We start from the raw sequence: 12,764 nt of genomic DNA, 5'->3' as shown, positions 1-12,764 counted from the left end.
TTTTTCCGGCGCTCTCGAACCGCGCCCTTCGGCGTGCCGGCTCACCGTACTGAATCGGTCTTTCATGGCCTTATCACGCGCTTATCAGCACCTTGACCGCACCTGGAGCGGTGCTTCACGCTCAGCGCATGGCTGACATCGAGGTGGACGTCCTCATCGTCGGTGGAGGGCCGGTCGGGCTCACCGCAGCGCTGGAGTGTTCCCGGCACGGACTGACCTCGTTACTGGTCGAGCGGCACGAGAGCACATCGATCTTTCCCAAGGCACGCCTCGTGTCCACGCGCACCATGGAGCTGGTGCGGGCGTGGGGTCTTCAGGACGAGGTGGAACGGCTCGGACTGCCCAGAGAGGACAGTCTCGCCGTCGGCGTGGGCAGTTCACTGACCGCGCCGGACTTTCACCGCGAGGTCGCCCCGATCGAGGAGGACGCGCCGCAGAGCCCGACCTACACCTACCTCTGCGCACAGGACAAGTTCGAGGTGGTCCTCAAGCGCACGGCCGAATCGCTGCCCGGCGCCGACGTCCGGTTCGCCACGACGATGACCTCGCTGGAGCAGGACGCCGACGGCGTCTCGGCGGTCGTCGAGTCTGCGCACGGCACGCTCACGGTCCGCGCAGCCTACGCGGTGGCCGCCGACGGGGCCCGCAGCGGAATCCGGCAGCGACTCGGCATCGGGGTGGAGGGCCCACCCCCGCTCGGGCACATGATCAGCATCATGTTCGACGCCGATCTGCTTCCGCTGCTGCGCGACCGGATGTGCGCGCTGTACTTCCTGCGCAGCACCATCCCCTGCGCTGTCGAGGCCGTCGATTACCGGCGTCGGTGGATCATCCAGACCGGCTACGCCCCCGAGGAGGGCGGAAGCGAGGCCGACTTCACGCCCGAGTTCTGTGTCCACGTGATCCGCGAGGCGGTCGGGGTGCCCGATCTCGACGTGGAACTCGTCGGCGTCATGCCGTGGCTCCAGCAGGCCGTGACGGCGGAGCGGTTCAGGGAAGGGCGGATCTTCCTCGCGGGGGACGCGGCCCACGTTTCCACTCCGCAGGGCGGTTTCGGCATGAACTGCGGTATCCAGGACGCGCACAACCTCGTGTGGAAGCTCGCCGCCGTCCTGCGGGGGCACGCCGGGGAAGCCCTCCTCGACACCTACTCGGCCGAACGGTGCCCCGTGGGGGAGCGCACGGTCGCCGAAAGCCTCGCCAACGCCTTCATCACCTTCCGCATGATGGAGGGGGAGTTGACGATGAGGGACGCCATCGCGCTCCAGGCAGGCAGGCGGTGCAGCGAGGGGCTGGTGCTGGGCTTCCACTACGACTCGGCGGCGATCGTTCCTGACGGGACCGTCCCGCCGGAGCCCGACGACCCCTACCGCACCTATGTGCCGACTGCCCGGCCCGGTCACCGGGCGCCGCACGTGCTCGTCAACCGCAACGGCGTCGGTATGTCCACACTGGACCTGATGGGCACGGGTTTCACGCTGTTCACCCCCGAGGGCAGCGGCTGGGCCGCAGCGGCGAAGGAGGCGGGCGCCCTGACCGGGACCCACCTCGTGCCCATCGAGATCTCCCCGGACGGACGTGGTGGCGCCGCGGTCACCTCGCCGCGATGGGCCGAGGTCTACGGCGTCGGGTCCTCAGGAGCGGTGCTGGTCAGGCCGGACGGCCACGTGGCGTGGCGCACCGTCCAAGGTCTTTCGGACTCAAGCGGCGCGGACACTCTGGTGACCGTGCTGGACACCGTCCTCGCGCGGCGGCGGCAGGCGCCCGTAGCGCGGTGACAGCCGCAGGGCCGGGCCCGAGGCTTGCCGTCACGGCCTTGACGCGCCGAAACGCGCACGCGTCAGGCACCCGCGCGCCACGGGCCCGTGGCCGGCGCGGGCTCGACGTCCGCTGTCGCGGCACGCCGGAGCAGCAGCGGGTTGCCGCCGGAAAGTCCGGTGATGCGCTGGGCGTCCCGCTGCCGCTGCCCGACCCAGTCCTCACCGAGCAGCAGCGAGAGCAGCTCCCAGGACTCACCCGGTTGCAGAGGGCCGACGGGGCTGCGCCGCGCACCGAGCCGCACCACGAGGTCGGCCAGCGGGTCGCGGCTGGTGACGAGTACCCGGCAATCGGCGCAACCAGGCAGCAGCGGCACGACCTGATGCGAGTCCGCGGCGTCGTCGAGCACCACCAGGAGTTTCCTGCGGGCGACCACGCTGCGATAGAGCGTCACCTTCTCCGCGAGATCACCTGGCACGGACTGCGGCGGCACGCCGAGGGCGTGCAGGAACCGGTCGAGGACGGTCGAGGCCAGCACCGGACTTCCCTGTGGATCGCGCAGGTCGGCGTAGAGCTGACCGTGCGGGAACCACTCCGCCCGCTCGTGTGCCCAGCGCAACGCCAACGCCGTCTTGCCGACGTCGGCAGGACCCCACAACACCATCGTGCCCGGCGCATCAGGGCGGTCGGCGAGCGCGTCGTCGAGTATCCGCAGTTGCTGCCTGCGGCCCGCGAACGGCACGGGCTGCCTCGGTAGCTGGGACGGCACGGTGGAGGGGGCGGCGAAGGACACCGCGGACACTGTGGGCACTGCGGGCACTGCGGGCACTGCGGACGCTGTGGCAGGCGCCTCGGCCGGAACGGGATTCCCTGCCGCAGGGGACGGAGCCAGCGTGGGCGCATCCCGCAGGATGCGTTCGTGCAGTACGCGCAGTTCGGGTCCGGGTTCGAGCCCGATCTGCTCGACCAGGACCCGGCGGGCGTCCTGATAGGTCCGCAACGCCTCGGCCCGCCGTCCCGACCGGTACTGGGCGAGCATGAGCTGTGCCCGCAGGCGTTCCCGCAGCGGCTGTTCCGCCACGACGGCCGACAGTTCGGCCACGATCCGGTCGTGCCTGCCCAAGTCGAGTTCCAGCTCCGCGCACGTCTCCACCGCGTCGAGACGCGCCTCGTGCAGCCGATGGGCTTCGATGCGCAGGCCGGGAAGATCCTCGAAAGGCACGCCACGCCACAGATCGAGCGCCTCCCGCAGCAGCGCCACAGCGGTGAGCCGGTCGCCGGCTGCAGCCTTCGCAGCCGCGCGCGCGGTGAGCGAGCCGAACCTCGGCCAGTCGGCCGCGTGCTCGTCGAGGCGCATGAGATAGCCGGGGCTTGCCGTCTCGACGGCCTTGTCCAGGTCCACGGCGCTGAGCGCCCTGCGCAGCCTGGACACGCAGATGGCCACCTGGCTGCGCGCGCTCGCAGGCGGCTCACCTCCCCACACGGCACCGATCAAGCGATCGACGCTGACCACCCGGTTCGCGTCCAGCACGAGACTGGCCAGGACGGCCCTTTCGCGGGCCCCTCCGATCCGCACTTCACGTGCGGCCCTCACGACCCGGACAGGGCCCATGATCTGGATCTGCGCCGGGCCGGTCATCAGCGTCGCGCCAGGTGGACTTCGAGGCGGTCGGCGGCGCGGGTGGCGCCCCCGGCTTCGGCGATGGCCTCGCTCATCGACGCGGCGGCCTCGGCCGCAGCATGGTCGGCCAGCACCGATGCGACCGCATCGGCGAGCGATTCCGGCGTGATCTCGGCCGAATCGAGCAGCACGCCGAGTCCCAGTTCCCTGATCCGCCAGCCGGTGGGCCGGTCGAGCGCCGAGGTGGGCACACACACGAGCGGCGTTCCCGCGCGCAGTGCCTCCATCACCGTGCCCATGCCACCGTGCGTGACGCACAGGGAGGCGTGTTCGAGCACCGTCACGTGCGGCACCCAGCGGTGCACCTCGACGTTCGGTGGCAACGTGCCGAGGCCGTCCGGGTCCATGCCTTCCGCCACCGTGAGCACCGCGTGCCACGGCTTCCCCCCGAACGCCTCGACACAGGCGCGGAAGATGTCCTCGTGCTCGTTGAACACCGCGCCGAGTGACACCAGTACCACGGGGTTCTCACCACGGGGCGGCGTCCACTCACCGAGGAAATCCCGCTGACCGACGCACGGTCCGACGAAGGTGAACCGGTCGTCGAAGCTGTCACCCTCGTACTGGAACCGCCGGGGAATCGTCACGAGACTGCACTCGGGAACCTCGAACCACAGCTCGTGCGGCGGCACCTCGACGCCGTGGGCGTGGCACAGCGCTCCGATCCGGCGCATCGTCGCACCGACCCACTCGGGCAGCTCCGCCGGTTTCTCCTCGGCGGGGCCGTCGCCGTCCTGGTCGTTGTACATGGCGTTGAGGTAGGAGAACTTCTCGTTCGACGCGAAGAACGGGATGAGCTGCGCCGAGGGAATCCCCCACCGCCGCGCGAGGATCCGGCCGGCGTAGAGCACCGACGTGTCGTAGACGACTCCGTCCACACCGTCCAGTCCGGACACAGCCGTTTCGAGCATGGCGGCGCTCTCGTCGAGCAGCACGCTCAGCAGGTAACCGGGGTCCTCGGCGAGACGGGAGAAGTCGGAATCGCGGTAGCGCGACTCATAGGTCAGCACCGTCGCACCGGTCTTCGCGACGACGTCGCTCATGCTCGGTGCTGTCAGGTAGCACACGTCGTGACCTCGGCGCACCAGCTCCTCGACCACGGCCAGACTCGGGATGATGTGCCCGTGGTCGGGATGGCACAGGAAAAGAACCTTGCGCGGCATGTCGGCTCCACTGGGAAGAAACGCGGCGGCACGGGAACGCAGCGGATCACACGTTGATCTCTAGAACTACGGCCGCCGCCGTCACCGTAGAAGCCTCACCGAGACGACCGACACCCCTACCGCTCCCCTATCCTCGGCAGAGCCCTTCGATAGGCGGAACGGAGCATTCCGCACCGCGGCCACGCGGCCGATCAGCCCTGTTCGCGCGCCGGGTTAGGGGTTACCCCTACGGCCGCACACGTGCCTATGCTGGCGGCGAATCGCGCGAGCCGACGGACGACAGGGACGACATGCCAACGCTGGTCTGGGACTATCTGCCCGAATACCACGACGAGCACGACGACATCCTCGACGCGGTCGAGACCGTCTTCTCCTCGGGACGGCTCGTTCTCGGGAAGAGTGTCTCGTCGTTCGAGGCGGAGTTCGCCGGCTACCACGGCGTTGCCCACTGCGTCGGCGTCGATAACGGGACCAACGCGATCCGGCTCGCGCTACAGGCCATGGGCATCGGCAGGGGTGACGAGGTGATCACCGTGGCGAACACGGCGGCCCCCACCGTCCTCGCCATCGACGCGGTCGGCGCGACCCCGGTGTTCGTCGATGTTGACCCCTCCACGTATCTGATGAACGTCGAGCAGGTGGCAGCGGCGATCACGCCGAGGACCCGCTGCCTGCTCCCCGTTCATCTCTACGGCCAGTGCGTCGAAATGGAACCGCTGCGCAGGCTCGCCGACAAACACGACGTGCTCATCCTCGAAGACTGCGCTCAAGCACACGGCGCACGGCACCACGGCACCGTGGCCGGGTCCATGGGCACGGCGGCGGCGTTCTCCTTCTATCCGACGAAGGTGCTCGGTGCCTACGGCGACGGCGGCGCGACCATCACCGGTGACGCGACCATCGACGCCAACCTGCGCAGGCACCGCTACTACGGCATGGAGCAGCGGTACTACGTCGTCGAGACGCCGGGGCACAACTGCCGGCTCGACGAGGTTCAGGCCGAGATCCTGCGCCGCAAGCTGCGCAGGCTCGACCAGTACGTCAAGGGAAGGCAGGCCGTCGCCGACCGCTACGCCGAGGCCCTGTCCGGCACCGATCTCGTGCTGCCGACCACCGCCGAGGGCAACACCCACGTGTACTACGTCTACGTCGTGCGCCACCCACGCCGCGACGAGATCCTCGACGCGCTGAAGGCCCACGACATCCAGCTGAACATCAGCTACCCGTGGCCGGTCCACACCATGACCGGTTTCGCGCATCTCGGATACGCCGAGGGCAGCCTGCCCGTCACCGAATCCGTGGCCAAGGAGATCTTCTCCCTGCCGATGTATCCCTCGCTGCCTCGCGAAACCCAGGACCGCGTCATCGAAGCGCTGAGGTCGGTCCTGTCAACGATCTGAGCCGTGTCCGCACTTCTCGCACGCGTGACCGCACTTCTCGCACGCGTGACCGCACTTCTCGCACGCGTGACTCCTTGCCTGATCTGAAGCGTCACGAACCCTCACCGATCGAACGCCTCACACCACGGCCAGGCTCCGCAGGCACAGCACCAGACTGCGGGCCTGGATGTTGACGTAGAAGCTGTGCCGAAGCAGCTCGTCGTACTGTGCCAGCGTCAGCCACCGGTACTCGGGGTCGTCCCTGGCCACGTCCACGTCGCTTTCCACGATCAGGTACCGGTTCTGCGCACCGAGAAACCGGCCACCCTCCTCGGACAGCACCGTGTCGAACCGGACTCTGTCCGAGCGCAGCACTTCGGCGAGGAACCGGGGACGCGCCGAGTCAGGGAGCACAGCGTAGTTCTCCGGAGCGCACTGCACGGTCGGAGCCAGCTCCACGACGTCGGCGTAACCGGGTTCGGTGCGGGCATGGGTCAGGACGTGCAACACGCCGTCGATCTCTCGGACGAGGAAGGCGATCACGCCCGTTCCAGCAGGCTCGATCATCGGCTGTGACCACGCACCGACCTCGCGGCCGCCCGCACTGACGTGGACACCGACGACCGAGAAAAACCGTCCACTGTGGTGGGAGATGACGCCGTTTCGTTCCTGCCAGCCTTCGAGCCCCCGGAGTGCCCTCTTCTCGACGCGCAGCTCGGTGCGAGTCCTGGCCTCGGTGATCCAGCTCAGCACCTCGTCGGTGGTGTGCACGGACGGCGCGGCCGGATCCGCCGACCTCGCCAGTGCGGTGAGGAAGCCGCCGTTGGCGGCAACGGCGTCCGCCCAATAGGCACCGCCTCCCGGCAGGCAGGCCAGCACCGTTCGGGTGTCCATGTTCACCAGGTCCGGCACGCTGAGCAGCTCGGCGAGCTGACGCAGAGTCAGCCAGCCGAAACCGTCGATGGCTTCGACGTCGTCGCCGGCCTCCACCACCATGTTGCGGTTGCGCTTGCGGTAGAACCACGCACCCTGCTCCGACTGGCGGATGTCCACGAGCACCCTTCGGCCGAGTGGCTCGCGGAAGTACTCCAGATACGGGATCGCCCTGCCCTTGTGCACACCCGTGTAGTTGCTGCGGGTCGCCTGCACCGTCGGAGACAGTTGCAGGCCACCGCCCGGATTGCCTGGCTCCTGCTTGGCCTGGATCAGGCAGTGGAGCACACCGTCGATCTCCCGCACGAGGATGCCGAGAATGCCGATCTCCGGCTGGTTGATGATCGGCTGCTGCCAGTGGGGCACCGCGGCGCCGACATGGTCCACCGTCACCGCCTCGACGCCGAAGAAGCGGCCGGTGTGGTGCCGGAGGAAGCCCGTTTCCGGGTCTCGCGTCCACCCCGGCAGCTCGTCGAGACCCGCTCGCGTTGTCTCCATCCAGGCGTGCCGGGACATTCCGGAAAGCCAGTCGCGCACGTGCTCGGCACCGCGCAGGTGCGATCCCTGCGCGAACCACGAGTCGATCAGCCGCGACTCGGCTGCACTGCGCGACGAGGGACGGAAGGGAGCGACCACCGAGCTACTCCTTCGGCAGGACTGGCGTTTCCGCGATGCCGGTGACCGGCCGTGACCGGCCCGGGACAGGCTGACCGGCCTACAAAGGCAAGCTTCGTTGTGTCCGATCGCGACGGTCAACCGCCCTGCGCCCCCTAACCGGCGAAATAGGGGTCGCCGGGCCTGCCTGCCTGATCCGCCACGGCGGAGACGGTCGCGGTGATCCCGTCCGCGACACCGACCGTGGCTCTCCACCCGGTAGCCGTGGTGAACGCCGTGGGATCGACGACGAGGCTGCGCACGTCCATCGCGGTGGCCGTGCGCGGCGGTGGAATCGACACCACCGGCACCGGCGGGCGTCCGGTGTGGACGGCCACGGCAGCCGCGACCGTCTCGAACAACTCGCGAACCCTCACTCCCCTGCCGGAGCCGAGCGGCCAGTGCCTTCCCGCCACGCGGTCGGCGTTGACGACGGCGTGCACGAAGGCACTGGCCACGTCCTCGACGAAGACGAGATCCCGTTCCGTCGCGCCGTCGCCCCACACCGTCAGCCGTTCACCGGCCAGTGCCTTGCGGATCATCGCCGTGACCACGCCCCGGTCGAGCGTGCTCGGGGAAGGGCCGTACACGGTGGGAAGCCGCAGGCTGATCCCGCCGCCGTCGAGCACAGCGCGCTCGGCCACCGACTTCTGCCGGTCGTACTCGGTGGTGGGCTCGTCGGTCTCGGTGCCGTCGATGCGCTCCCCCGCCCCGGCGCCGACCTGCGACGTCGATCCGGCGAACACGACAAGGCGTCGTTGCGCGGCGGCGACCACCGCCCTCACGACGGCGATGTTGACCCGTGCCGCCGCGTCGGCTTCACCCTGCCCGACCCGGTAGGTGCCGCCGCCGGTGTAGAGCACGAGAGGCAGCACCACATCCGCATCCTCGATCACCTCGGCGACGCGGCCGGGTTCGGTGAGGTCGGCGGCCACGGTCTCGGCACCGGGGAACGGTGCGCGACCGCTGAGGGACACCGACCGCACCGTCGCCCCCGCCTCGGCGAACCGTGCGGCGGCGGCCGATCCGACAAACCCGGAACCGCCGAGCACCACAACCCTGACTCCGGTGAGCGTCCGCTGCATCGTCAGACCACGTGGACGTCCGGCACATACCGGATCCACCGGCCACCGGCCTCCCGGAAAGCCTGTTCCTTGGCCATGATCTCGTCGGCGTGGTTCCACGCGAACAACAAGGCGTACGGCGGGTAGTCGTCGGAGAACGCCTCCGGTGGCCGCACCGGGATGTGCGAGCCGGGCGTCAGCTTGTGTTGCTTGGCCGGGGTGGTGTCACACACGAACTCCACGAGATCCGGCCCGATACCGCAGAAGTTGGTCACGGTGGCGCTCTTCGCGGTCGCGCCGTAGCCCACGATGCGATGGCCCTCCGCGCGCAGGCGCGTCAGCAACGCCACCAGGTCGTCCCTGACTTCGCGGACCCGCTCCGCGAAGCGCTCCAGCACCGCGAGATCACCCAGTCCTCGACCGCGCTCCTCGGCGAGCAACTCCTCGACCGCCGCGCCACGCTTCCGCGCTCCTGGCCGCGCCAGCGTGTACCGGACCTCCCCGCCGTGTACGGGAAGCCGCTCGACATCGACGAGTTCGAGGTCGTGCCTGCGAGCCATCTCGTCAACGGACGACGCGCTGAAGAGGAAGAAGTGCTCGTCGTAGATCTGATCGAACGACGTGCGCTCGACGATGTCGCCGAGGTAAGGGTCCTCGAAGACGAAAATGCCTTCCGGCCGCAGGAGCGCGGTGACGCCCCGCAGGATCGACGACATGTACGGGATGTGGCACAGCGTGTTGGCCGCGTAGATGACGTCCGCCTGCCCCTCGGTGGCGACGATGTCGAGTGCAGTGGCCTCCTCGAAGAAGTCCTTGCGCACCCGAACGCCCTCTTCGGCAGCCAGATCCGCCACGGCACCCGAGGGTTCCACGCCGAGGTGCCGCACTCCCGCTTCGGCGACGGTCTTCAGCATGGTGCCGTCGTTGCAGCCCAGTTCGACGATGAACGCGTCGTCTCCGGACAACTCCGTCGTGAGGAACCGCTCGGCGAGCGAGCGGAAATGTTCCCGCATCACTGAGGAACCGCGCGAGAGGTATGGGTACTCCTCGTGGAACATCTCTTCCCTGGGTACCTCCTCGGTCAGCTGCACCATGCCGCACGTTCCGCACCGGCCGACCGCGAGCCGGTAGGTGAATTCCTCTGCCGTGTCGCCGGGATCACGGAAGGCGTCCGAGAGGGGTTGCGTGCCGAAGTCGAGGAATTCGACGACCGCGTCGCCGCAGATGCGACAGCGGGGCTCGGGTGCCATGGGTGGTCTCCTTCTGTGCTGTTGATCGCGAACAAGATCAGGCACCCGTGCCGCAGACATCGGCGTGAATGCCAAGGGAGGTCAGTTCTCTCGGCAACTCGGCGCGACCCTTCACGCCAAGCTTCCGGTACACCCTGGTCAGGTGCTGTTCCACCGTGCTCACGGTGATGTAGAGCAGCGCGCTGATCTCGCGATTCGTGCGACCGGCCGCCGCCAGCTCGGCGACCCGGCGTTCGGAGTCGCTCAACATCGACGCCACCGCGGCTTCGCCCTGAGGTTCCCGCGCGACGGCGGTGTCGGCGAGGTCTTCGGCAGGTGCCGACGTGCCCGAGGCCAGGCGGTCCAGGTGCCGCTGAGACTTCGCGAGCGCGAGGCCGTCTCCGGCCGCGCGCAACAACTCGACCGACTCCGTCAACAGGAACTCGCGATCGCGCGGCGCGCTGAGGTCGGCGAGGACACGCAGGGCGACGCCCCTGGTCCACCTGTCGGTGCTCGGCCGCGTGAGCTGCTGGGTGACGAGGTCGCGAGCAGCGTCGCGCCTGCCGAGGGCGAGATTGGCCTCCGCGAGGTCGAGCCGCCACGGCGCCACCAGCGGAAGGTCCGAACCCCGCTGCTCCATCCGGAGGCCGCAGTGCTGGAAGTCGCTGATCGCGGCGAGGACACGGCCGCACGCGAGCTGGGCGTGTCCACGGGCATGCAGGTAGAACAGCCCCACGACGTTGTCGAACATCGCTTCGGGAACCGGCAGGCGCAGCAGTTCGTCGAGGCGCGGTAGATCCCCGAGTTCCGTGAGCGCGGTGAGCAGCACGGCGGTGGGGTAGCCGATCGAAACACCCCAGCTCTGTGCCGGCAGGAGACTCATCGCCGACTCGGCGAGGCGGAACGCGGTGGCCGGGTCACCTCTCCGCAGGGTCAGGTGCGCCCGCACCACCTCGAAGAACGCCTGCCAGGTCCGCACCCCACCGTTGACCGCTTCGTCGATCACCCTGCCGCACCAGTGGGCGGCGCTGCCGATGTCGCCCGCGAAGCTGAGCACAAGGAGCGCGGTGGCGACCACCTCGGGCACCGTCTCACCAGGACGGCAGCTCTTGAGGACGTGCTCGGCCGCGGCCACCGCCTGCCGGTCGAAACTGCTGGTCCAGAACTGCCCGAGTGCGGTCCCGGCTTCCGCCCAGGGATCGGTGTCCCGCCTCACCTCGAGCGTACCGCCGAGAGAACCCGCGCCGACACCGTGGAACCGGCAGAGGATTCTCAGCTCCGCGGCCGACTGCACGTCGAGCTTGCGCGGGTCCTTCCCGCACTCCTCCAGTCCCCGCTCGACAGTGGTGTGGTCGCCGGTCCACAGGGCGTGCCAGAGCAGGATCACCACGTCGCGACCACGTAGCGCGCCGTCCCACAGCGCCGTGCGCAGCGGATCGAGGTACGCGGCGGAGGCCGAGGGATTGACGCGCCACCACGCGCGCACCAGCATCCTGCTCACCTCGACGTGTTGCGGCCCCTCGGCCGAGGTGAGCGCGAGCTCCAGGCACCGGATCGCCGCATCGACGTCGTCGGCGGACAACGCCTGTTCGGCGGCGACACGCAACACGTCCACCGACCAGCGGGCGCACCCACCGTCGAGCCTGCCGAGCGCGAGCAGGTGTGCCGCGACCGTGCTCGCATCGTCGCCTCTGTGGTACAGCACCTCCGCCGCACGTCCGTGCAACGCGGATCGTTCGGCACTGGACAGACTGTCCAGCACTGCCGCACGCGCACCGGGATGGCGGAACCGCGTGCCGAGCGCAAGGCCCGAGGTTCCCAGGAACGCCACGATCTGTTGCGCGATCTCGGTGGAGACCTCGGCGAGGCGGGCGACGACGTCAACGGAACAGTCGTCCCCGAGCACGGCCATCGCCTGTGCGACGGCCGGAATCGACGGCTCCCAGCGATGCACTGCCGACAGCACCGACGCGACGGCGGAGGGCCCAAGGTTGTGATCGTCGGCCACGTGACCGGCGACGAGATCATCGAGCATCGCCCGCACCAACATGACGTTGCCGCCGCTCCACCGCCGCCACAACGGGGCGAGTTCGGCCGAGGTGCGGGAATCCGTGTGTTTCGCGAGCAGGGTGGCGATCCCCGATTCGCTCAGCGGACCGAGGTGGATCCGGCAGGCCGGTCTCCGGTTGACCTCCGCGTGCAACAGCGAGGCCAGCGGGTGGCAATGATCCCACTCGCCGAGGACCAGCAGCACCCTGGAGGACGAGACTCTCCGCCGCAGGTGGAGCAGGAACTGCTGCGAGAGACTGTCGGCGAACTGGACGTCGTCGATGCTCACCACCACGGGCTGCTCGCGCGACAGCTCCAGCAGCGTCGTGCACAGCTCGTGGAGAAGGTGAGCCTTCGGCAGGTGGTCGGTCGGACTCCCCGCGCAAGACATGATCAGACCGGCCAACCGGCTTGCGACCTCGGCCGGTGTGCCAGCGCCTGGCACCAATTGCTCCAGCATCCCGCCCTGGAGCGACTGCTCACTCCACGCGCCGCTCGCGGACAGCACCAGCGCACCGGCCTCGACGGCCCTGTCGGCGAAGCGCTGCAATAGTTCGGTCTTCCCGCTGCCGAGCCCACCGGTGACCACCGCGAATCCGCCCCGGCCGTTCCGGCAGTCCGAGAGCAGCGACCTGAGCTGGTCGAGGGCGGCTCCCTGGTCCGGCATCCACACCCCCTGCTCGGCGTTCTCCGGCTACCGCCAAGGGGGTTATAACACGTTCCGGGCTCCCGGAAGAGCCGCGCAAAAAAGGTCGAAAGCGGCACGAAACTTTCCGCGTTCGAGACAGACCACTCGGGCTCGATCCGGTCACGAGTGGCCTGACCTCTTGACGATCCACTTCCCGCACGCGTGT

8 protein-coding genes are annotated in these 12,764 nt (G+C 69.0%); 2 read left to right on the top strand and 6 right to left on the bottom strand.

The genetic code is table 11. The features are described from left to right. Positions 1 to 128 precede the first annotated feature (128 nt). Complete coding sequence (locus tag SACXIDRAFT_RS15500; RefSeq protein WP_006239535.1) at positions 129 to 1,778, top strand: FAD-dependent monooxygenase; 1,650 nt, start codon at positions 129 to 131, stop codon at positions 1,776 to 1,778. Positions 1,779 to 1,840: 62 nt separating this feature from the next. On the opposite strand, the gene SACXIDRAFT_RS15495 is transcribed toward SACXIDRAFT_RS15500, so the two are convergent. Both SACXIDRAFT_RS15495 and SACXIDRAFT_RS15490 read right to left on the bottom strand, forming a co-directional pair. Then, positions 1,841 to 3,397: an AfsR/SARP family transcriptional regulator gene (locus tag SACXIDRAFT_RS15495; protein ID WP_006239533.1), complete on the bottom strand. Its 1,557-nt coding sequence runs from the start codon at positions 3,395 to 3,397 to the stop codon at positions 1,841 to 1,843. Next, positions 3,397 to 4,602: a macrolide family glycosyltransferase gene (locus SACXIDRAFT_RS15490; RefSeq protein WP_006239532.1), complete on the bottom strand. Its 1,206-nt coding sequence runs from the start codon at positions 4,600 to 4,602 to the stop codon at positions 3,397 to 3,399. Before SACXIDRAFT_RS15490 ends, SACXIDRAFT_RS15495 begins: the two co-directional genes overlap by 1 nt. Positions 4,603 to 4,892: 290 nt before the next feature. Here SACXIDRAFT_RS15490 and SACXIDRAFT_RS15485 point away from each other — a divergent pair, with 290 nt between their 5' ends. Further along, the gene (locus tag SACXIDRAFT_RS15485; protein ID WP_006239530.1) at positions 4,893 to 6,002 is read left to right on the top strand and encodes a DegT/DnrJ/EryC1/StrS family aminotransferase; all 1,110 of its coding nucleotides are present in this window, start codon (positions 4,893 to 4,895) and stop codon (positions 6,000 to 6,002) included. Between the two features lie 117 nt (positions 6,003 to 6,119). Here the strand turns inward: SACXIDRAFT_RS15485 and SACXIDRAFT_RS15480 are convergent, their stop codons facing one another. The 4 genes from SACXIDRAFT_RS15480 to SACXIDRAFT_RS15465 form a co-directional block, all read right to left on the bottom strand. Beyond that, the gene (locus SACXIDRAFT_RS15480; RefSeq protein WP_006239529.1) at positions 6,120 to 7,550 is read right to left on the bottom strand and encodes an NDP-hexose 2,3-dehydratase family protein; all 1,431 of its coding nucleotides are present in this window, start codon (positions 7,548 to 7,550) and stop codon (positions 6,120 to 6,122) included. 134 nt (positions 7,551 to 7,684) lie between these two features. Continuing rightward, positions 7,685 to 8,653 carry an NAD-dependent epimerase/dehydratase family protein gene (locus tag SACXIDRAFT_RS15475; protein ID WP_050986947.1) on the bottom strand — a complete coding sequence of 323 codons (969 nt, stop codon included), beginning with the start codon at positions 8,651 to 8,653 and terminating at the stop codon, positions 7,685 to 7,687. Positions 8,654 to 8,655: 2 nt separating this feature from the next. Beyond that, positions 8,656 to 9,882: a class I SAM-dependent methyltransferase gene (locus SACXIDRAFT_RS15470; RefSeq protein ID WP_006239527.1), complete on the bottom strand. Its 1,227-nt coding sequence runs from the start codon at positions 9,880 to 9,882 to the stop codon at positions 8,656 to 8,658. Positions 9,883 to 9,919: 37 nt separating this feature from the next. After that, entirely contained in the window at positions 9,920 to 12,577 is a 2,658-nt protein-coding gene (locus SACXIDRAFT_RS15465) for an AAA family ATPase (RefSeq protein ID WP_006239526.1), read from the bottom strand. Between the last annotated feature and the right edge of the window lie 187 nt (positions 12,578 to 12,764).

The organism is Saccharomonospora xinjiangensis XJ-54 (assembly GCF_000258175.1).
Taxonomy (GTDB): domain Bacteria; phylum Actinomycetota; class Actinomycetes; order Mycobacteriales; family Pseudonocardiaceae; genus Saccharomonospora; species Saccharomonospora xinjiangensis.
This window is presented reverse-complemented; position numbering and strand designations above follow the sequence as displayed.